This window comes from Methylorubrum suomiense (assembly GCF_022179765.1).
GTDB lineage: Bacteria > Pseudomonadota > Alphaproteobacteria > Rhizobiales > Beijerinckiaceae > Methylobacterium > Methylobacterium suomiense.
Window position 1 is genome coordinate 74,763 of record NZ_BPRE01000018.1, and the last position, 18,838, is coordinate 93,600.

20 protein-coding genes are annotated in these 18,838 nt (G+C 70.6%); 9 read left to right on the forward strand and 11 right to left on the reverse strand.

Translation table 11 applies throughout. From position 1 onward, the window contains the following. Positions 1-144: 144 nt before the first annotated feature. The gene (locus tag MFF26_RS22655) at positions 145-627 is read right to left on the reverse strand and encodes a VOC family protein (protein WP_137831391.1); all 483 of its coding nucleotides are present in this window, start codon (positions 625-627) and stop codon (positions 145-147) included. Between the two features lie 20 nt (positions 628-647). Continuing rightward, complete coding sequence (locus tag MFF26_RS22660; RefSeq protein WP_137831392.1) at positions 648-1,079, reverse strand: DoxX family protein; 432 nt, start codon at positions 1,077-1,079, stop codon at positions 648-650. A gap of 112 nt (positions 1,080-1,191) precedes the next feature. Between MFF26_RS22660 and MFF26_RS22665 the strand changes: the two genes are divergently transcribed. Further along, positions 1,192-2,133 carry a LysR family transcriptional regulator gene (locus MFF26_RS22665; RefSeq protein ID WP_137831393.1) on the forward strand — a complete coding sequence of 314 codons (942 nt, stop codon included), beginning with the start codon at positions 1,192-1,194 and terminating at the stop codon, positions 2,131-2,133. Here the strand turns inward: MFF26_RS22665 and MFF26_RS22670 are convergent. Together MFF26_RS22670 and MFF26_RS22675 are read right to left on the reverse strand one after the other, a co-directional pair. Next, complete coding sequence (locus tag MFF26_RS22670) at positions 2,106-2,492, reverse strand: type II toxin-antitoxin system VapC family toxin (RefSeq protein WP_137831394.1); 387 nt, start codon at positions 2,490-2,492, stop codon at positions 2,106-2,108. The two genes, MFF26_RS22665 and MFF26_RS22670, sit on opposite strands and share 28 nt — an antisense overlap. After that, complete coding sequence (locus MFF26_RS22675) at positions 2,489-2,749, reverse strand: type II toxin-antitoxin system Phd/YefM family antitoxin (RefSeq protein WP_137831395.1); 261 nt, start codon at positions 2,747-2,749, stop codon at positions 2,489-2,491. The genes MFF26_RS22670 and MFF26_RS22675 overlap by 4 nt, the downstream gene beginning before the upstream one ends. Before the next feature lie 132 nt (positions 2,750-2,881). On the opposite strand from MFF26_RS22675, the gene uvrB reads away from it, so the two are divergent. The 5 genes from uvrB to MFF26_RS22700 all read left to right on the forward strand — a co-directional run bounded on the left by uvrB (position 2,882) and on the right by MFF26_RS22700 (position 10,335). After that, on the forward strand, positions 2,882-5,629 hold the full coding sequence (gene uvrB, locus MFF26_RS22680; protein ID WP_137831396.1) for an excinuclease ABC subunit UvrB: 2,748 nt from the start codon (positions 2,882-2,884) through the stop codon (positions 5,627-5,629). A gap of 233 nt (positions 5,630-5,862) precedes the next feature. Then, positions 5,863-6,159, forward strand: a complete 297-nt coding sequence (locus MFF26_RS22685) for a hypothetical protein (protein WP_238308600.1) — start codon at positions 5,863-5,865, stop codon at positions 6,157-6,159. A 274-nt stretch (positions 6,160-6,433) separates the two neighbouring features. Further along, the gene (locus MFF26_RS22690) at positions 6,434-7,123 is read left to right on the forward strand and encodes a YidB family protein (RefSeq protein WP_137831398.1); all 690 of its coding nucleotides are present in this window, start codon (positions 6,434-6,436) and stop codon (positions 7,121-7,123) included. Between the two features lie 9 nt (positions 7,124-7,132). Further along, positions 7,133-7,861 carry a glutathione S-transferase gene (locus MFF26_RS22695; RefSeq protein WP_137831399.1) on the forward strand — a complete coding sequence of 243 codons (729 nt, stop codon included), beginning with the start codon at positions 7,133-7,135 and terminating at the stop codon, positions 7,859-7,861. 164 nt (positions 7,862-8,025) lie between these two features. After that, a complete protein-coding gene (locus MFF26_RS22700; RefSeq protein WP_238308605.1) occupies positions 8,026-10,335 on the forward strand; it encodes a PAS domain-containing protein in 2,310 nt (769 codons plus the stop codon). A gap of 9 nt (positions 10,336-10,344) precedes the next feature. Here MFF26_RS22700 and MFF26_RS22705 read toward each other — a convergent pair whose 3' ends face one another. The 3 genes from MFF26_RS22705 to mutM all read right to left on the reverse strand — a co-directional run bounded on the left by MFF26_RS22705 (position 10,345) and on the right by mutM (position 11,972). Next, entirely contained in the window at positions 10,345-10,659 is a 315-nt protein-coding gene (locus MFF26_RS22705; protein WP_137831401.1) for a hypothetical protein, read from the reverse strand. A gap of 155 nt (positions 10,660-10,814) precedes the next feature. Continuing rightward, entirely contained in the window at positions 10,815-11,003 is a 189-nt protein-coding gene (locus MFF26_RS22710; protein WP_238308601.1) for a hypothetical protein, read from the reverse strand. A 69-nt stretch (positions 11,004-11,072) separates the two neighbouring features. Continuing rightward, on the reverse strand, positions 11,073-11,972 hold the full coding sequence (gene mutM / locus MFF26_RS22715; RefSeq protein WP_137831820.1) for a bifunctional DNA-formamidopyrimidine glycosylase/DNA-(apurinic or apyrimidinic site) lyase: 900 nt from the start codon (positions 11,970-11,972) through the stop codon (positions 11,073-11,075). 311 nt (positions 11,973-12,283) lie between these two features. On the opposite strand from mutM, the gene ubiE reads away from it, so the two are divergent. Then, positions 12,284-13,072, forward strand: coding sequence for a bifunctional demethylmenaquinone methyltransferase/2-methoxy-6-polyprenyl-1,4-benzoquinol methylase UbiE (gene ubiE / locus MFF26_RS22720; RefSeq protein WP_137831819.1), 789 nt, complete (start codon positions 12,284-12,286; stop codon positions 13,070-13,072). Between the two features lie 130 nt (positions 13,073-13,202). Beyond that, a complete protein-coding gene (gene ubiB, locus MFF26_RS22725; RefSeq protein WP_137831818.1) occupies positions 13,203-14,765 on the forward strand; it encodes a 2-polyprenylphenol 6-hydroxylase in 1,563 nt (520 codons plus the stop codon). Between the two features lie 265 nt (positions 14,766-15,030). On the opposite strand, the gene fabI is transcribed toward ubiB, so the two are convergent. The 3 genes from fabI to MFF26_RS22740 all read right to left on the reverse strand — a co-directional run bounded on the left by fabI (position 15,031) and on the right by MFF26_RS22740 (position 17,618). Beyond that, a complete protein-coding gene (gene fabI / locus MFF26_RS22730; RefSeq protein ID WP_137831817.1) occupies positions 15,031-15,858 on the reverse strand; it encodes an enoyl-ACP reductase FabI in 828 nt (275 codons plus the stop codon). Between the two features lie 182 nt (positions 15,859-16,040). Further along, positions 16,041-16,982 (reverse strand): DnaJ C-terminal domain-containing protein, encoded by a 942-nt coding sequence (locus tag MFF26_RS22735; RefSeq protein ID WP_238308602.1) that lies wholly within the window; start codon positions 16,980-16,982, stop codon positions 16,041-16,043. Between the two features lie 138 nt (positions 16,983-17,120). Next, complete coding sequence (locus tag MFF26_RS22740) at positions 17,121-17,618, reverse strand: RT0821/Lpp0805 family surface protein (protein WP_137831709.1); 498 nt, start codon at positions 17,616-17,618, stop codon at positions 17,121-17,123. Positions 17,619-17,707: 89 nt separating this feature from the next. Here MFF26_RS22740 and pdxH point away from each other — a divergent pair, with 89 nt between their 5' ends. Beyond that, positions 17,708-18,352, forward strand: a complete 645-nt coding sequence (gene pdxH / locus MFF26_RS22745; protein WP_137831713.1) for a pyridoxamine 5'-phosphate oxidase — start codon at positions 17,708-17,710, stop codon at positions 18,350-18,352. Here the strand turns inward: pdxH and MFF26_RS22750 are convergent. Continuing rightward, positions 18,343-18,726 (reverse strand): response regulator, encoded by a 384-nt coding sequence (locus MFF26_RS22750; protein ID WP_137831708.1) that lies wholly within the window; start codon positions 18,724-18,726, stop codon positions 18,343-18,345. The two genes, pdxH and MFF26_RS22750, sit on opposite strands and share 10 nt — an antisense overlap. Positions 18,727-18,838 lie beyond the last annotated feature (112 nt).

The following is an 18,838-nucleotide window of genomic DNA, read 5'->3' on the forward strand; positions in this document are numbered from 1 at the left end:
CGAATTCACTTTGCATCGCAAAGTACACGCGGAGGCAGAGCCGTCAAGCGGGGGCCGAGTGCGGAGAGGCACGCCCGCCTCGCGGGGAGCCTGGCTCCCCGCGCCTTCCCCCGACGAGGCGGCATGCGCCTCGCCGGATGGCGCTCACGCCTCCGCCCGCAGGGCCGCGAGGTCGAGCCGACGGGTGACCATGGCGAGGGTGCCGTCCGGGTTCCGCGGCCACTCGGCCTCCGGGCGGTCGCGGTAGAGTTCGACCCCGTTGCCGTCGGGATCGCGCAGGTAGAGCGCCTCGGACACACCGTGGTCGCTCGCCCCGTCGAGGGGGATGCCGGCGGCCTCGACCCGGCGCAGGGCGTCGGCGAGGGCGGCCCGATCGGGATAGAGGATCGCGAGATGGTAGAGCCCGGTGGTGCCGGGGGGCGGGGGCGTCCCGCCCGCGCTTTCCCAGGTGTTGAGACCGATATGGTGGTGGTAGCCCCCGGCGGAGACGAAGGCCGCCTGGCTGCCGTAGCGTTGCGTCAGGGCAAAGCCCAGCACGCCGCCATAGAAGCCGAGGGCCCGCTCCAGATCGGCCACCTTCAGGTGGACATGGCCGATGCGGGTCTGCGGATGGATCGATCCGGTCATGGTCCCCTCCCCCTGGTCTCTTAGTCCCGCCGCAGGGCGTAGGCGCCGCCGCCGAGCCCGGCCTGGACGAGGAGCATGACCGCCCAGAGGCCGGCGAATTCCCAGCCGCCGCCCGGATTCTGCGCGAAGAAGCCGTTGGCGCCGTGCACGGTGACGATGGCGCCCACTAGGATCGGCACCAGGGCGAGCGCCACGATCCGCGCGTAGAATCCGAGGATCAGGGCGAGGCCGCCGAGCGCCTCCGCGGCGATCACCGCGTAGCCGAGGGCGGGCGGCAGGCCGAGGGAGCCGAAGAAGGCGGCGGTGCCCGCCGGGGTGAACACGAACAGCTTCAGGCCCGCATGGGCCAGGAACAGGCCGCCGAGGGTGAGCCGCAGCAGCAGGGCGGCGTAGGGGGCGGTGCGGGATTCGACGCCGGCTTGGGCGGGCAGGGGCGCGGTCAGGGCGGTCATGGCAGTCTCCTGTGAGCATGGTCGGCAATGAGGCGATCCTGCACCGGGGGCTTTCTTGCGATAATCAGGAGATTTCGCCATTCATCTCACATCGTCAGAGTGAGGTGGGCCGATGCTCGACCGGGTGACCGGGATGCAGGTCTTCGTTCGGGTGGCGGCCCTCGGCAGCTTCTCCGCGGCGGGCCGGGCGCTCGGCCTGTCGCAGACCGGGGTGACCAAGCACGTGGCGGCGCTGGAGGCGCGGCTGGGGGCACGGCTCCTCCACCGCACGACCCGGCGCCTGACGCTGACGGAGGCGGGCCGGACCTATCTCGAGGCTTGCGAGCGCATCCTGGCGGAGATCGCGGAGGCGGAGGCCGGCATCGGCGCCGAGGCCCTGGAGGCGCGCGGCACCCTCCGGCTCAACGTGCCGCTCTCCTTCGGCGTCCGCCGGATCGCCCCGGCCCTGGCCGCCTTCTGCGCCGCGCATCCGGCCGTGACGGTGGAGCTCGGCCTCAACGATCGCCGTGTCGATCTGATCGAGGAGGGCTGGGATCTGGCCGTACGGATCGGGCCCCTGGCCGATTCGAGTCTGATCGCCCGCCCTCTCGCACCCTGCCGCCTCGCCCTCTGCGCTGCCCCCACCTACCTCGCCCGGCACGGCCTGCCGCGAAGGCCTGCCGATCTGGGCCGGCACAATTGCCTCGGCTACACCCTGGCGGCGGAGGGACACTGGACGTTCGACGGGACGCCCGTTCCGGTCACCGGGACGCTGCGGGCCTCGAACGGCGCGGCCCTGGTCGCGGCGGCGATCGAGGGGCTCGGCCTGATCTACCAGCCGACCTTCCTCGTCGCCGACGCCCTGCGGGCCGGCACGCTGGTGGCCCTCGACCTCGGCGCCCTGCCCGTCCTGCCGATCCACGCCCTGATGCCGCCGGGCCGCCGCCCGGCCAAGACGCGGGTCTTCCTCGCCGCCCTGACGCAGCTCTTCGCGGGCGAGCCGGATTGGGACCGGGACTTGCCCGAACCGGTGCGGGGTGAGAGCGATCAGACCCGGCGGACGGGGCCGGGATAGCGTGCGAGAAGCCCATCCGCGGTCAGCAGCGTGAGCCCCTCTACCAGGGCCTGGGCAACGAGGAGCCGGTCGAAGGGATCCTTGTGGATCAGAGGCAGGGTTTCGACAGCCACGGCGTGTGATCCGAGGACGGTGAGTTCCTCATACCCATTCGCGATCAGTCCGTGGCGCAGCATCCGGCTATCGATCCGGAAATCGGGCCGCTTGAGGCTACGCTTGATCGCGATCTCCCACAGACTCGCCACGCTGAAGATGAGAACGTTGGTGGTGTCCTCGATCAGAACACGGGCTGCCGGAGACAGGCGGCTGGAGCCTTCGGCGACCCAGATCAAGAGATGCGTGTCGAGGAGGAGCCTCACGGCTCTGCCTTGCCCTTGTACGCGCCCTCGAACATCCGAATAATTTCATCCTGGAACATCGTGTCGAAATCGTCGGGCACGGAGATCTGACCGGCCAGGAACCCGATCCGCCGGGCGCGCGGGGCCTCCGCTTCGGCCGGGACGACCCGGACCAGGGGGCGGCCGTCCTGCGCGATCACGAACGCTTCGCCGCGGGCGGCTTCCTCGACCAATCGGGACAGATCGGCCTCGGCCTCGCGGAGGCTGACCGTTTTCATGGCGGTCTCCATGGATGAGAGCGGGTCGACGGTATTCGGTGCCATTCGGCCCGGCAAGCGCGTCCACGTGAGCCGCAGCGTTCATACCCTTGAACTCTTCCGCCGAGCCCCGGTCCGGCCCATATTGGTCCCATGCCCGCACCGAAGAAACCGCGCGCCGCCCCTGCGCGGGCTGACAAGCCCGAGCTGAAGCCGCTCGACGAGCATCTCGCCGCCCTGCTCAGCCCGGCGCTCAACCGCGAACGCCTCCGGATGCCCGAGGCCTTGCCGGAGCCGCCCCGGAAAGAGCGCGGCCGCACGGGCGAGGCCAAGGCACATGCGAAGGCAAATGCCAAGGGGCGTGCGAAGAGCGAAGGGACGGGTGAGGCGACCGCCGCGAAGCGGATCGCGCAGGACGGTTTCGCCGAGGCGCCGCAGGCGGGCTTCGCCCTGGGCGATGCGGCCGATGTCGATCCGCGCCTGGCCCAGGCCCTCGGCCTGATCCCGCCCGATGACGGGCCGACCCCCGGCAACGGACCGGAGGAGACGCCCTCGCTGGCCACGGAGGGGGTGTCCGCCACCGTCGAGGCCCTCGAACGGCTCCTCACCGAGGGCAACCCGCTGTTCAAGAATGGCGAGGCCTGGGTGCCGCACCGGCCCGAGCGGCCGGCGAAGTCCGAGGGCGGCTACAAATTCACGCTGAAATCCGATTTCACCCCCGCAGGCGACCAGCCGACCGCCATCGCGGCGCTCGTCGAGGGCGTGAAGGCGGTCGAGCGCGATCAGGTGCTGCTCGGCGTCACGGGCTCCGGAAAGACCTTCACGATGGCCAAGGTCATCGAGGAGACCCAGCGCCCGGCCCTGATCCTGGCGCCGAACAAGACGCTCGCCGCCCAGCTCTACGGCGAGTTCAAGAGCTTCTTCCCCGACAACGCGGTCGAGTACTTCGTCTCCTACTACGACTACTACCAGCCGGAGGCCTACGTCCCGCGCTCGGATACCTTCATCGAGAAGGAATCCTCGATCAACGAGCAGATCGACCGGATGCGCCACTCGGCCACCCGCGCCCTGCTGGAGCGGGACGACGTCATCATCGTCGCCTCCGTGTCCTGCATCTACGGCATCGGCTCGGTCGAGACCTACACGGCGATGTCGTTCACGGTGTCGCTTGGCGAGAGGATCGAGCAGCGCCAACTCATCGCCGACCTCGTGGCGCTCCAGTACAAGCGCATCCAGTCCGACTTCGCCCGCGGCACGTTCCGCGTCCGCGGCGACGTGATCGAACTCTGGCCGGCCCACTTGGAGGATCGCGGCTGGCGCATCGGCCTGTTCGGCGACGAGATCGAGTCGATCGTCGAGTTCGATCCCCTGACCGGCAAGAAGATCAACGAACTGAAGTTCGTGAAGGTCTACGCCAACTCGCACTACGTCACGCCGCGCCCGACGCTGCAGCAGGCGATCAAGGGCATCAAGACCGAGCTGAAGCTCCGCGTCGAGGAACTGACGAAGATGGGCCGGTTGATCGAGGCCCAGCGCCTGGAGCAGCGCTGCACCTTCGACATCGAGATGATCGAGGCGACCGGCGCCTGCAACGGCATCGAGAATTACTCGCGCTACCTGACCGGGCGGAAGCCCGGCGAGCCGCCGCCGACCCTGTTCGAGTACCTGCCGGATAACGCCCTCGTCTTCACCGACGAGAGCCACGTCACCGTGCCGCAGATCGGCGGCATGTACCGGGGCGACTTCCGCCGTAAGGCGACGCTGGCCGAGTACGGCTTCCGCCTGCCCTCCTGCCTCGACAACCGCCCGCTGCGCTTCGAGGAATGGGACGCGATGCGGCCCCAATCGGTCCACGTCTCGGCCACGCCCGGCAAGTGGGAGATGGAGCGGACGCAGGGCGTCTTCGCCGAGCAGGTCATCCGCCCGACCGGCCTCGTCGATCCGGTGATCGAGATCCGCCCGGCCCGCTCCCAGGTCGACGACCTCTTGGGCGAGGTTCGCGCGGTCGCCCAGGCCGGCTACCGGACGCTGGTGACCACGCTCACCAAGCGCATGGCCGAGGACCTGACCGAGTATCTGCACGAGAATTCGGTGCGGGTGCGCTACATGCACTCCGACATCGACACCCTGGAGCGCATCGAGATCATTCGCGATCTGCGCTTGGGTGCCTTCGATGTCCTCATCGGCATCAACCTGCTGCGCGAGGGCCTCGACATCCCCGAATGCGCCCTGGTCGCCATCCTCGATGCCGACAAGGAGGGCTTCCTCCGTTCCGAGACCTCGCTGATCCAGACCATCGGCCGCGCGGCCCGCAACGCCGATGCCCGCTGCATCCTCTACGCCGACAGCATCACCGGCTCGATGGAGCGGGCGATGGCGGAGACCGAGCGCCGCCGCACCAAGCAGCTCGCCTACAACGAAGAGCACGGCATCACGCCGCAATCGGTCAAGCGCGGCATCGCGGACATCCTCGAGAGCGTCTACGAGCGCGACCATGTCCGCGTCGATACCGGGCTCGCCAAGGACGCCATCACCGTCGGCCACAATCTCAAGGCCGTCATGGCGGATCTCGAGAAGCGGATGCGCGCGGCGGCCGCCGACCTCGATTTCGAGGAGGCCGCCCGCCTGCGCGACGAGCTGAAGCGCCTCCAGGCCACGGAGCTGATGGTCTCCGACGATCCCATGGCCCGCCAGGGCGATGTCGAGCGCGAGGCCGGCCGCTACGGCCAGAAGGGCAGCCGCATCGCCAAGCCGACATTGGACAATATGGGCCCCGGCACCGATCGCGAATTGCCCGCCGGCGCCGTGCCCTGGCAGGAGCGGCCCAAGGCGCGCTCGACGCAGGGGCTGGGCGGTCAGAAGCCCCGCTACAAGGGTGGCGGGGGACGCAAGCGCGGCTGAGGCGGGCGCCGTCCGGAATCGATCGTACCGGATCGCGTCGCCGCCGCGCGCGATGACGATCTCGGCCTCGCCGAGGGCGGTCGGCCGGAAACGGGCCGGGACCGGACCTTGCCTGAAACTCGGTCAGGCCGACGTCGGAACCTCGGCCTCTGGCGCCGGATTGGCGTGTCAGACCCTGCCCGCAGCGGGCCGCCCTTCATCGGCTGCGCGGGTGCTGCCTGATGGAGTCCCCGATGCGCGCCCTCCTTCGACGCCCCCTCGCGGCCGCGTGCCTCGCCGCCGCCATCCTGCCCGGCGCCGCGCTCGCCCAGACCGTGGCCAATCCGAACGATCAGCCCACCGCCGGCACCCTGCCGTCGGGAACCAGCACCCTGCCCCGCCAGGATCCCGCCCCCGACCGGCCGTCCGGCGACGTGCGGGCTCCCAGCGCGATCCGGCCCTCGACCTCGGTGGTGCCGGACGGCGGCAAGACCCGCACCAACCCCCTCGACCATCTCTCCGCGCGCTACCGCTCCAACCAGGAGAACTGATCCAGCCGTGAGACCGGATGGACGCTCCGGCTGTTGAGGCGGCCTCGATCGATGCTGCGATCGTTCCCACCCTCCCCCTCATCCTGAAGTGCGGAGCGAAGCGCAGCCTCGAAGGCCCCCAGGAATCGTGCGCGACCCAGCGCCGTCCTTCGAGGCCGCTCGCGCGGCTCCTCAGGATGAGGGGATGGATGGGGCGAGCCGCGCCTGTTGGCTGTGTCTCGCAACCGCGGCCCAGCCGCGCGTGTTGGACGACGATTGGACAAGGGAGAGCCGCATGGGATTGCTCGATCAGGTCATCGGCGGGGTCGTCGGACAGGTTTTGGGCGGAGGGCGTGGCGGTGCTCTGTCCTCGCCCATCGTCAAGGCGCTGCTCATGCTGCTGCTCGCCAAGGGCGCGAACGGGGGGCTCGGCGACATTCTGGGCCGCCTCGGCGGGCAGGAGGGGCCCGAGAGCCGGCACCCCATGCCCGACCCCGGTGCCGGCGACGGCGATCTCGGCGGATTCAACCAGAGCCGCCGCAGCGGGCCTCCCGCCCAGGGCGGTTCCGATCTCGGCGGCGAGTTCGGCGACTTGGCCGGAATGCTCGACGGGCCGGGTGACGGACGGAGTGATCCGGGCGAGCGCGCCCCCGGCGCCGGCCCCTATGCCCGCCTCGACCGGGACGAAGCGGACCAGGCCGGGCAAGAAGCTGCGGGTGGGCTGGGCGGCCTGATCGAGCGTTTCGAGCGCGGCGGCCTCGGTGACGTGATCGGCTCCTGGATCGGCCACGGGCCGAACCAGACGGTCCAGCCCAATCGCCTCGCCGAGGCGCTCGGCCCCGACACCGTCGAGACGCTGAGCCGCGAGACCGGCCTGTCGCGCGACGACCTGCTCGGCCAGCTCGCGCAGGCCCTGCCCGGCGTCGTCGACGCCCTCACGCCGCAGGGCCGTCCCCCGAACCGGGAGGATGCCCGCGGCTGGTAGGAGGCGTCCATGGCCTACGAGCTGCACTATTGGCCGATGATCCAGGGCCGGGGCGAGTTCGTCCGCCTCGCCCTCGAACAGGCCGGCGCCGAATATGTGGACGTGGCCCGCCTGCCCCACGAGGAGGGCGGCGGGATCGAGGCGATGATGGATCGGCTGGAGGACGAACCGCTCCGCCCGCCCTTCGCCCCGCCCTTCCTGCGGGACGGTGATCGCGTCATCGGCCAGACCGCGGCGATCCTGCTCTATCTCGGCCCCCGCATCGGCCTCGTCGGTGAGAGCGAGGCCGACCGGATCTGGACGCATCAGATCCAGCTCACCATCGCCGACATGGTGGCGGAGACCCACGACACCCACCATCCCGTCGGCGTCGGCCTGTATTACGAGGACCAGAAGCCGGAAGCCCTGCGCCGGGCACGGGATTTCCGCGAGAACCGCATGCCGAAATTCCTCGGCTGGTTCGAGCGGGTGCTCGTCCGCAACCCGGCCGGGCCGGACCATCTCGTCGGCGCCGCGATCTCCTACGCCGACACCTCCCTGTTCCAACTGGTCGAGGGTCTGCGCTACGCCTTCCCCCACGCCACCGCCCGGGCGCTGGACGCGGTGCCCCGCGTCGCCGCCCACGCGGCGCGGATGGCCGGCCAGCCCCGGATCGCCTCATATCTTGCAAGCGAGAGGCGCCGGCCGTTCGGCGAGGCAGGCATCTTCCGCCGTTACCCGGAACTCGATCCCGCATAAGCGCCGCCGGTCGCCGCGGACCGTGCCGTCGGTCCTGCCTCGGACGAGCAGGGACGAGGGATGCGCCCCTCGGTCGCTGTCGGGAAGCGTGGCTGCACTTATCTATGTCAGCCACACACCAGTTTTGCCGTGGTAGGATGGCGGCTGTGACCGAGACCGACAGCCTGCGCCGCTCCGAAGAATCGAACATCGCGGCTGCCCCAGCCCCGGAGGCCGAAGCCCTCGCCCGCGTTCTGGATGCGGCCGGGCACGGCCTGTTCACGCTGGACGTGGCGAGCGCTGTCCTTCGCCCGAACCTGGCCTTCTGCCGCCTGCATGGTCTGCCCCCGCGGGAGGCGTTTCCCGTCGCGACGGTGGAGGCCCTGGCCTTCCCCGAGGACGGAGCCGCCTTCTCCGAGAGCGCGGAACCCGGCGACACGCTCTACCGCATCCGGCGGGCCGATACCGGGGCGGTGCTCCGCCTCCGGCGCACGCTCGTCGCCGAGCGCGATGCGGCGGGCCGGCCCCTGCGATGGGTCGGCGTCGTGCGCGACGTGACGGCGGAACGCGACCACGAGACCGAACTGGCCGAGCGCGAGCAGCATTACCGGACCCTGTTCGAGCAGATGGACGAGGGCTACTGCGTCATCGAGTTTCTCGATGGGCCGCACGGGCCCTCGAGCGATTACCTCCATGTCGAGGCCAACCGCGCCTACGCGCAGCATGCCGGCATCGAGAACGTCGTCGGCCAGCGCCTGCGCGAGTTCGTCTCCCCGGAGGAGGCGGAGGGCTGGGTCGCGCTCTACGGCGACGTCCTGCGCACCGGTCGGCCGATCCGGGTCCAGCGCGAGCTGGTCGCCACCGGCCGTTACTTGGAAGTCGCCGCCTTCCGCATCGAGCCGCCGAGCCTGCGGCGGGTCGCGGTGCTGTTCCAGGATGTCACCGCCCGCAGGCGGATGGAGCAGCAGCTCCACGTCAAGGCCGCCGATCTCGAAGCGGAGGTGACAGCGCAGAGGCGCGACCGCGACCGCGTCTGGGCGCTCTCGCCGGTGCTGAAGGCCGTGACGGCGCCCGACGGCCGGATCGCGGCGGTGAACCCGTCCTGGACCCGGGCCCTGGGCTGGCCGGCCGCCGAATCGCTCGGCCGGATGCTGGAGGAGTTCGTGATCCCCGAGGAGCGGGCGATCCTCTCCGACGCCCTCGCCCGGCTCTCTGCCGGTCCGCCGATCCGGCGGGAACTCGAACTCGAACTGAGCTGCCTTTCCGCCGTCGCGGAGCCGCGGCGGGTGCTGTGGACCATCGTGCCGGAGGACGGCCTGCTCTACGGATTCGGCCGCGACATCACCGAGCAGCGCCACGCCGAGGAAGCCCTGCGCCAGTCGCAGAAGCTGGAGGCGGTGGGCCAGCTCACCGGCGGCGTGGCCCACGACTTCAACAACCTGCTCACGATCATCCGCTCCTCGGTGGAGTTCCTGCGCCGGCCCGAGCTGCCGGAGGCGCGCAAGGCCCGCTACCTCGACGCGGTTTCCGACACCGTGGACCGTGCCGCGAAGCTCACCGGCCAACTCCTCGCCTTCGCCCGGCGCCAAGCGCTCAAGCCCGAGACCTTCGACGTCTGCGAGCGCCTGCGCGGCATCTCGGAAATGCTCGATTCCGTGACCGGCGCCCGCATCCGGGTCGTCACCGATCTCCCCGGCGGTGCCTGCTACGTGCGCTCCGATGCGAGCCAGTTCGAGACGGCGCTCGTCAACATGGCGGTCAATGCCCGCGACGCCATGGACGGCGAGGGCGTCCTGACGCTGCGCCTCGACGCGCCCATCGCCCTGCCGCCGATCCGCGGCCATGCGGGGGCGGCGGGGGCCTTCGTCGCCGTCTCGGTGACGGATTCCGGCACCGGGATCGCGACCGCCGACCTGATGCGGATCTTCGAGCCGTTCTACACCACCAAGGAGGTCGGCAAGGGCACCGGTCTCGGCCTGTCCCAGGTGATCGGCTTCGCCAAGCAATCGGGCGGCGACGTGGATGTGAAGAGCCAGCCCGGCGCGGGCGCCACCTTCACCCTCTACCTGCCCGAGGTTCCGGCCCCGGCCGACGATCCCCCCACCCGCCGCGACGCCGCGCCCGGCGGCGAGGCCGGCACCTTGCGCGTCCTCGTGGTGGAGGACAATCTGGAGGTCGGCCGCTTCTGCACGCAGATCCTGGAGGATCTCGGCCACCGCCCCGTCTGGACCGAGAACGCCGAGGCGGCGCTCGCCGCCCTGGCCGGATCGACGGAGCCGTTCGACGCGGTGTTCTCCGACGTGGTCATGCCGGGCATGGGCGGCATCGCCCTGGCCCGCCTGCTCCGCGAACGCTTTCCGGACCTGCCGGTGGTGCTCACCTCCGGTTACAGCCACGTGCTGGCCCAGGACGACGCGCACGGCTTCGACCTCCTGCGCAAGCCTTACTCGGCGCAGGAACTGGCGGCGATGCTGCGTCAGGTGGTCGGGCGGTAAGGCGAGGCTTCAGCCGCCGCCGGCGGTGTCGGGCGAGCCGGCATTGCCGATCGGCTGCTCCGGCTTCTCGGCGTTGCCGGCGGTGCCGGGATTGTTGGTGACGTTCGTGGCGCCCGTCACGCCCGGCGCGGCCGTGCCGAGAGAACCCGGACCGCCATTGTCGACGCCGCCGGGCTGGACGACCGTGGTGGCGCCGTCGGCGGGGCCCAGGGTCCGCGGAGGCGCGGGCTGCTTGATCTCGGCGGGACCCGCCTGGGCGTGGGCGGCGGTCGCCAGAGGCAGTGCGAGGGGCAGCGCGAGGGCTGCGCGGAACAGCGGCTTCATGGAGGCACCCGTTCGGTTCGTCGGCACGTGCAAGCCGGGGAACCAACGCGAGCGATCGGGGAACGTTCACGCCGCGCCGCCGGTGCCGGATTCCCCGGCCGGCGGCGATGCGAGGAGGGCCTGCCGGGGCGGCCGACACTCCTCCGTCTTGGATATTACTGGCCGGCCGGCTTGTTGGCGGGCGGGGTCGCGGGGGCCGGAGCCGGCGGCGCGCTCGGCTGGGTCGGTGCGGTCGTAGCCGGTGGTGGGGGCGGAGGCGGGGGTGCGTCCTTCTTCTCGTCCTTGCAGGCGGCGAGGCCGAGAGCGAGGAGGCCGAAGACGGGCAGAAGCCGGGCGATACGCATGGTGGGCGATTCCTCCGTTCGTTGTCCGTGGGTCGAACAACGGGGGCGGGAAAACCGTTCCGGGGGCGATCACGACTTCGGCATCACCTGACACACCTCACAGAAGAACGTCGAGCGTCCCCCCTGCACGATCCGCGACACGTGACCGGTGCAGCCCCGGGCCTGGCAGGGGAAGCCGGTGCGGTCGTAGACCCGGAAGACGTGCTGGAAGCCGCCGCTCTGGCCGTCGGGGCGGGCGTAGTCGCGCAACGTCGAGCCGCCGGCGGCGACCGCTTCGGTCAGCACCGCCTTGATCTCCTTCGCGAGTTTCTTGGCCTTCGGCGTCGGGCCGCCGTCGGGCTTGGCCAGGGCGCCGGCGGGCATCGCCGGGTGCAGGCCGGCCCGGTGCAGGGCCTCGCAGACATAGATGTTGCCGAGGCCCGCGATCAGGCGCTGGTCCAAGAGCGCGGCCTTCAGCGGCGTGATCTTATGGCGGAAGAGGCGGGCGATGGCCGGGCCGTCGAGGGCCTCGCTCAGGGGCTCGATCCCCATGGCGGCGAAGTGGCGGCAGCGTTCGAGATCCTGCGTCGGCACCAAGTCCATGAAGCCGAAGCGGCGGGCATCGTTGTAGGTGACGGTCGCGCCGGTCTCGAAGGCCATGACCACGTGGTCGTGCTTGGGCACGCCGAGCGCCCCGTCGAGGTAGAAATCGCCCGGCGACAGGTTCGAGCCGTCGGGCATGGCCACGTCGAAGCGCCCGCTCATGCCGAGATGCAGGATCAGGCTCTCGCCGGAATCGAGCGCCGCCGTCAGGTACTTGGCGCGGCGGGTGAGATCGAGCACCCGGCGCCCCTCCAGCCGCTCGGCGAAGCGCTCGGGGAAGGGGAAGCGCAGGTTCGGCCGGCGTAAGGTGACGCGGGAGATCCGCGCTCCGACCATCGCGGGCGCGAGGCCCCGGCGCACGGTCTCGACTTCGGGCAGTTCAGGCATTTTCTGGGACGAGGCTTCGGAAACGGGATGCCCCACCCCTCCCCTCATCCTGAGGTGCCGCGAAGCGGCCTCGAAGGAGGGCTCCAGAGAGCACCGCGCGGTCTGGGGCCCTCCTTCGAGGGCGACGCTTCGCGCCGCCACCTCAGGATGAGGGGAAGGGGTGGGAGGCGATCGAGATTATAAGCGGTGTCGGCGCGCGCCGCACCGCCGCCTTCCGTCACGGGCGCTCCCCCTGCCGCATGGCGGTTCCGGCGCGCTTTCGCTATGAGGCTCGGCCAGGGGTATCGGACGCGCGGGCGGCACGAAATCGGATGAGCGGCAACACCACCGGAAGCGGCCCGGACAGGGCCGGCGAGGACACCGCCGATTTCGGCTACGAGCGCGTCCGGCTGTCCGAGAAGCAGGCCCGGGTCGACGACGTGTTCCGCTCCGTCGCCCGCCGCTACGACCTGATGAACGACCTGATGTCGGGCGGCCTCCACCGCGCCTGGAAATCGCACCTGATCGGCATGCTGCGCCCGTCGAAGACGCGGCCCCACCGCCATCTCGACGTGGCGGGCGGCACCGGCGACATCGCCTTCCGCACCCTCGAGGCGGGCGGGCCGGACACCCACGTCACCGTGCTCGACATCAACGAGGCGATGCTGCGGGTCGGCGCCGAGCGCGCGGGCGCGAAGTATGACGGCCGCATCGATTTCGTCACCGGCAATGCCGAGACGCTGCCGCTGCCCGACAACAGCTTCGACAGCTACACCATCGCCTTCGGCATCCGGAACGTCCCGCGCATCGATGCGGCGCTCCGGGAGGCCCGCCGCGTGCTCAAGCCCGGCGGGCGCTTCCTGTGCCTGGAATTCTCCCGCGTCGACCTGCCGGTGCTGGAGAAGATCTACGACGCCTATTCCTTCCACGTGATCCCGCGCATCGGCGAGCGGGTGGCGGGCGACCGGGAATCCTACCAGTACCTCGTGGAATCGATCCGCAAGTTCCCCTCCCCCGGCGCCTTCGCCGCCATGATCGGGGCGGCCGGGTTCTCGCACGTCACCCATCGCCGGCTGTCCGGCGGCATCGTCGCGATCCACTCCGCCTGGAAGATCTCTTGATCTCTGTCCAGCCTCAGATGCTGGCGGCCGTGTCCGCGGTTGTGAAGCTCACTTCGGCCTTCGCTCCGCCCGGTGCCTCGGCTTCCGCACGCCTCCGCCCTTCGGCGTTGCCGCCGCGCGGGGTCCGGCCATGCTAGGCGCGGTCTTCCACCTCGCCCGCGGCGCCCATGTCGGCTTCGTGCTGGCCCGCGAGGGCGGGCTCGCGCTGATCGACGCGGATCAGCTGCCGCCGCATCTGCGCTTCGCGCTGCGGCTCGGACGGGCGCTGGAGCGGCGCGGCATCGCCGCCGATCCCGGCGCGAGCCCCCTCGAACGGGCGCTGACCCGGCTCGGACCGTCCTACGTCAAGTTCGGCCAGTTCCTGGCCACCCGCCCCGACATCGTCGGCATGGCCGCCGCCCGCGATCTCGAGCGGTTGCAGGACCGGGTGCCGCCCTTCCCGCAGGGCGTGGCCATGCGGGTGGTGGAACAGGAATTCGGCAAGCCGGTCTCGGCCCTGTTCTCCGCCTTCAGCGAGCCGGTGGCGGCGGCCTCCATCGCCCAGGTCCACAAGGCGACCGTGCTCGACGCCGACGGCACGCAGCGGACGCTCGCCGTCAAGGTGATGCGGCCCGGCGTGCGCGAGCGCTTCGCCAAGGACATCCAGGCGATGCGCTTCATGGCGCGCGTCGTCCAGGCGCTGCTGCCCGATGCCGAGCGTCTGCGCCCGCGGGAGGTGGTGGAGATCCTCGCCCGCTCCGTCACCATGGAGATGGATTTCCGTCTCGAGGCGGCGGCGATGTCGGAACTCGCCCAGAACACCGCGGGCGACGCGGATTTCCGGACGCCGCGCCCCGAATGGGCGCTGACCGCGCGGGACGTGCTCACCAGCGAGTGGATCGACGGCATCCGCCTCAACGACCGGGCCGGCATCGTCGCGGCGGGCCACGATCCGAAGGCCCTCGGGCGCACGGTGATCCAGTCCTTCCTCCGGCAGGCGATCCGCGACGGCTTCTTCCACGCCGACATGCATCCCGGGAATCTGTTCGTGGACCGGGACGGGATCCTCGTGGCGGTCGATTTCGGCATCATGGGCCGGCTCGGCCATGCCGAGCGGCGCTTCCTCGCCGAGATTCTGCTCGGCTTCATCACCCGCGATTACCGCCGCGTCGCCCAGGTCCATTTCGAGGCGGGCTACGTGCCCCGCCACCATTCCGTCGACGACTTCGCCCAGGCGATCCGGGCGATCGGCGAGCCGATCCACCAGCGCCGGGCCGACGAGATCTCGATGGCCAAGGTGCTGACCCTGCTGTTCGACGTCACCGCCCTCTTCGACATGAGCACCCGCACCGAGTTGGTGATGCTCCAGAAGACCATGGTGGTGGTGGAGGGCGTCGCCCGCTCCCTCGATCCGCAGCTCGACATGTGGACCGGCGCCGAGCCGGTGGTGCGCTCGTGGATCACCCGCCATCTCGGCCCCATCGGCCGACTGGAGGGCGGGGCCCGCGCGGCGCTGACCCTCTCCGAGGTCGTCTCGGACATCCCCGACATCGCCCAGCGCATCCGTCGCATCATGATCCGCCTCGACGAGGAGGGCTCGCGGGACGTCAAGGCGCTGGAGCGGATCGCCCATCTCGAGCAGCGCCGGGCGGTATGGTCGACGCTGGCCCTCTGGGCGATCGCGGTGGGAGCGCTGGTTCTGGCGTTCCGCTAGAGCCGACGCCCATGGGGCGCGGCGTGCGGAGATGGCGATCGCGATCCGGGCGGTGCTGACCGGGCGTGTCGCGCCCGCCTGGCGGATGCTGGACGCGCCGGCTGGACGGCGCGAGAGCGCCGCCGGATCGGCCTGACGGCCCGGCCAGTCCCCTCCGGAGCGCGCCGTTGCGAACCGCCCGGGATTTCGGATCCAGGACGATTCTCCCGATTGCTGTGCTGTATCGGCGTCTTCCGAAAGCCGGCATTCACCTTCGGGCCGAGCCCTAGTCCCGATCGAGCGTGATGTCGGGGGCTTCGGGATTCTTCATGCCGACGACGTGGTAGCCGGCATCGACGTGAAGGATCTCGCCGGTCATGCCCTTGGACATGTCGGAGACCAGATAGGTGGCGGTCTCGCCGACCTCGTCGATGGTCACGGTCCGGCGCAGGGGCGCGTTGTACTCGTTCCACTTGAGGATGTAGCGGAAATCGCCGATGCCGGAGGCCGCCAGGGTCTTGATCGGGCCGGCCGAGATCGCGTTCACGCGGATCTGCTTGGGGCCGAGATCGGCGGCGAGGTAGCGCACGGACGCTTCGAGGGCGGCCTTGGCGACGCCCATGACGTTGTAGTGCGGCATCCACTTCTCGGCGCCGTAATAGGTCAGCGTCAGCAGCGAGCCGCCGTTGCGCATGATCTTCTCCGCCCGCTGGGCGATCGCCGTGAACGAGTAGCAGGAGATCAGGAGCGACTTGGTGAAGTTGCCCTCGGAGGTCTCGATATAGCGGCCGGTCAGCTCGTCCTTGTCGGAGAAGGCGATGCAGTGGACCACGAAATCGATGCCGTCCGGAAACACTTCGGCGGTGGCCGCGAAGACGGCGTCGATCGAGGCCGGGTCGGTGACGTCGCAATGGCCGACGACCTTGGCGTTCAGCTCCTTCGCCAGCGGCTCGACCCGCTTCTTGAGCGCGTCGCCCTGATACGTGAAGGCGAGTTCGGCCCCGTGCTGCGCGGCGCTGCGGGCGATGCCCCAGGCGATCGAGCGGTTGTTGGCTACGCCCAGCACCAGCCCGCGCTTGCCCGCGAGCAATCCGCCCGCCTTCTGATCCGACATGCGTCACCTTCGCTTCGGCCAAACGGTCGGCCCTGCCGGAGGCCGCCGCGCCAGGCCGCTTCCTTAGCGGAGGCCCGCCGGAGGGGAAAGCCTGAAGGTCACCATCGGGAGAGAGGCCGTTGGATCGGCTTCTCCCACCCATCCCCCTCAGGATGAGGGGGCCTTGGCCCGAGACGGCCTGCCTACGCCGTCCCCGCCTTCGCCTCGCGACGGCGGCGGGCATATTCGGCCAGGGCCGCGTCCTCGCCCGCCGGCAGGGTCACGGCGGTGGTCGCTAGAAGGTCGCCGCGGCTGCCGTCCTTCTTCGGCAGACCCTTGCCGCGCAGGCGGAAGGTGCGTCCGGAGCTCGTCATCGCCGGCACCTTCATCTCGACCGCGCCGGTCAGCGTCGGCACCCGCAGGGTCCCGCCCAGCACCGCGTCCTCCAGCGGCAGATCGACGGTGGCGCGCAGGTCGGCGCCCTCCACCTTGAAGACCGGATGCGGCAGCACGCGGATGGTCAGCAGCGCGTCCCCGGGCTCGCCGCGCGGGCCGGCCTGACCGCCCAGGCCCCGGAGCCGGATGGTCTGCCCGTCGACGACCCCCTTGGGGACCATCACGTCGACGTCCCGCCCGCCGGGCAGGCCGATGCGCATCTTCTCCTCGCCCGCGATCTGCTCCAGGGTCACGCTGAGCTCGGCCGCGACGTCCTCGCCGCGGGCCGGTCCGCCCCGGCCCGCCCCGGGACCGGCGCCGCCCGCGCGGAACGCCTGATCGAAGATGTGGCTGAGAAAGTCCTCGCCGACGCCGCCGGGACCCGCACCGCCCCCGCCCCCGCTCCGGCGCGTGAAGCCCTCGAAATCGAAGGCGCTGCCCCGGCCGCCGCCGCCGAAACCGGAGAAGCCCTCGAAGCCGGACGCGCGGGGCTTGCCCTCGCCGTCGATCTCGCCGCGATCGAACTGGCCGCGCTTGTCCTTGTCGCCGAGGATCTCGTAGGCGGTGTTCGCCTCGGCGAACCGCTCCTTGGCCTTCGGGTCCTTGTTGCTGTCGGGGTGGTAGGCCTTGGCGAGCTTGCGGAAGGCCTTCTTGACCTCGGCCTCGCTCGCGCCTTTCGGCACGCCCAGCACTTCGTAGGGGTTTCGCATCGGGGATCTTTTGAAGGGGTCAACCGTCGAGGGATACGGCCTTGGCCGCCTCGCTTCAACGTGGGAAGGTCGTTGCGGTTCTGCAACACCCTCCGCGCCCCCACCGGACGGCGGAAATTCTCCCGCAATCCGATCAAGTCAGGATTTGGCGGAGCGCAGCCGCTTCAGTTCCCATTCGCCGCCGGTGAGCTTGCAGCCGGTGCCGCGCAGGAAGCGGCTCTTGCCGCCGGAGCCGCTCGTCCCGCCGTCGTTTCCGGCCACCACCGTCGCCAGAAAATCGCGGCAGATCTCGTCGCCGGCCACGTAGGGCAGGCCGGTCGGGTTGACCGAGCCGCGCATGGCGGTTTCCGGGTTGTCCCACTTCACCGGACGCCCGTTGCCCTGCGGATCGAGGGCCGTGGTCAGGGCGCTGTGGGCGCGGCGCCAATCCTCGTCGCCGAGATCCGGGCCGAAGCGCGTCGGCCGCTTGGCGATGCTGCCGGTCACAAGCGGTTCGGGCGCCGGCGCCTCCTTCGTCTGGAACGACAGCACCGGTCCGCTGCATCCGGCGCAGGCCGCGACGACGAGACCCGTCGCCACCCACGCGAACGCCGCCGGGACATCCCGGACGAGCTCTTTACACCGACGCAGACGCATTACACCTGAACTCGAGGCAGACTAAAGGGTCCGTCTAGGGTGTGATGCCCGTGCCGGTGCCCCCCGACCCGGATGCCACAGGGGTGAAAATGGCCATCGATCGGTTAAGAGAGGGTGAGCCGGCGGGCGCCGGGGTCGATTCAGGCGACTTCACGTTGTCGTCAGACCCCTTCGCCCTGTTCCGGGTCTGGATGGCGGAGGCCGAGGCCGCCGAGCCCGAGGACGCCAACGCCATGGCGCTCGCGACCGCGGATGCGGACGGCCTGCCCGACGTGCGGGTGGTGCTGCTCAAGGGCTTCGACCGGCGCGGCTTCGTGTTCTACACCAACGCCCAATCCGCCAAGGGCGAGCAACTCGCGGCCAATCCGCGGGCCGCCCTCGTGCTGCATTGGAAATCGCTGCGCCGTCAGATCCGCGCCCGCGGGTCGATCGCGCCGGTGACGCCGGCGGAGGCCGATGCCTATTTCGCCAGCCGTCACCGGGACAGCCGCATCGGCGCCCTCGCCAGCCAGCAATCGCGCCCGCTCGCGGACCGTCCGACCCTGATGGCCGCCGTCGCGGAGCTCTCGGCGAAGTACGAGAACGGTCCCGTGCCGCGTCCCGAACATTGGCGGGGCTTCCGCCTCGATCCGGTGCGGATGGAGTTCTGGCAGAACGGCGATTACCGCCTGCACGATCGGGTGCGCTTCACCCGCGACGGCGATGGCTGGTCCCGCGCGCGCCTCTATCCCTGAGGCAGGTCCAGCAGGGCGCGGATCGCGCCGATCAGCTGGTCCTCGGTGTAGGGCTTGCGGATGAAGCGGCCCTGGGACGGCACGTCGCCGTCCTTGGGCCTCACCTTGCCCGAGGTGATGATGATGCCGATCCGCGGCGAGCGCCGGTGGATGCAGGCGGCGAGCTTGATGCCGTCGATGCCGAGCGGCATGTCGATATCGGTGACGACGATCCGGATGCCCACCTCCCGGTCGAGGATGCGGATCGCCTCGTTGCCGTTGGTGGCCTCGCGCGTCGAGAAGCCGGCATCGCCGATCATCGTCACCGCGGCGTAGCGCGTGACGGTGTCGTCCTCGACGACGAGCACGGTCGGCCCGGGCAGCGCATCGCTCAAGCTTCCTGTCCCCGCCGCTCGCGACCCGCCCGGCTCCGCGCTCGCATGGAACGCCCGGCCGGACAACCTGCCCTAACGGCGATCCGTCCCCCATCGATCCGCGTTCCGCGCC

Excerpts from the sequence above, each read along its gene's own strand:
- MFF26_RS22655 (WP_137831391.1), bottom strand. The coding sequence starts at position 627 with ATGACCGGATCGATCCATCCGCAGACCCGCATCGGCCATGTCCACCTG.
- MFF26_RS22660 (WP_137831392.1), bottom strand. The coding sequence starts at position 1,079 with ATGACCGCCCTGACCGCGCCCCTGCCCGCCCAAGCCGGCGTCGAATCC.
- MFF26_RS22665 (WP_137831393.1), top strand. The coding sequence starts at position 1,192 with ATGCTCGACCGGGTGACCGGGATGCAGGTCTTCGTTCGGGTGGCGGCC.
- MFF26_RS22675 (WP_137831395.1), bottom strand. The coding sequence starts at position 2,749 with ATGAAAACGGTCAGCCTCCGCGAGGCCGAGGCCGATCTGTCCCGATTG.
- uvrB (WP_137831396.1), top strand. The coding sequence starts at position 2,882 with ATGCCCGCACCGAAGAAACCGCGCGCCGCCCCTGCGCGGGCTGACAAG.
- MFF26_RS22685 (WP_238308600.1), top strand. The coding sequence starts at position 5,863 with ATGCGCGCCCTCCTTCGACGCCCCCTCGCGGCCGCGTGCCTCGCCGCC.
- MFF26_RS22690 (WP_137831398.1), top strand. The coding sequence starts at position 6,434 with ATGGGATTGCTCGATCAGGTCATCGGCGGGGTCGTCGGACAGGTTTTG.
- MFF26_RS22695 (WP_137831399.1), top strand. The coding sequence starts at position 7,133 with ATGGCCTACGAGCTGCACTATTGGCCGATGATCCAGGGCCGGGGCGAG.
- MFF26_RS22705 (WP_137831401.1), bottom strand. The coding sequence starts at position 10,659 with ATGAAGCCGCTGTTCCGCGCAGCCCTCGCGCTGCCCCTCGCACTGCCT.
- MFF26_RS22710 (WP_238308601.1), bottom strand. The coding sequence starts at position 11,003 with ATGCGTATCGCCCGGCTTCTGCCCGTCTTCGGCCTCCTCGCTCTCGGC.
- mutM (WP_137831820.1), bottom strand. The coding sequence starts at position 11,972 with ATGCCTGAACTGCCCGAAGTCGAGACCGTGCGCCGGGGCCTCGCGCCC.
- ubiE (WP_137831819.1), top strand. The coding sequence starts at position 12,284 with ATGAGCGGCAACACCACCGGAAGCGGCCCGGACAGGGCCGGCGAGGAC.
- ubiB (WP_137831818.1), top strand. The coding sequence starts at position 13,203 with ATGCTAGGCGCGGTCTTCCACCTCGCCCGCGGCGCCCATGTCGGCTTC.
- fabI (WP_137831817.1), bottom strand. The coding sequence starts at position 15,858 with ATGTCGGATCAGAAGGCGGGCGGATTGCTCGCGGGCAAGCGCGGGCTG.
- MFF26_RS22735 (WP_238308602.1), bottom strand. The coding sequence starts at position 16,982 with ATGCGAAACCCCTACGAAGTGCTGGGCGTGCCGAAAGGCGCGAGCGAG.
- MFF26_RS22740 (WP_137831709.1), bottom strand. The coding sequence starts at position 17,618 with ATGCGTCTGCGTCGGTGTAAAGAGCTCGTCCGGGATGTCCCGGCGGCG.
- pdxH (WP_137831713.1), top strand. The coding sequence starts at position 17,708 with ATGGCCATCGATCGGTTAAGAGAGGGTGAGCCGGCGGGCGCCGGGGTC.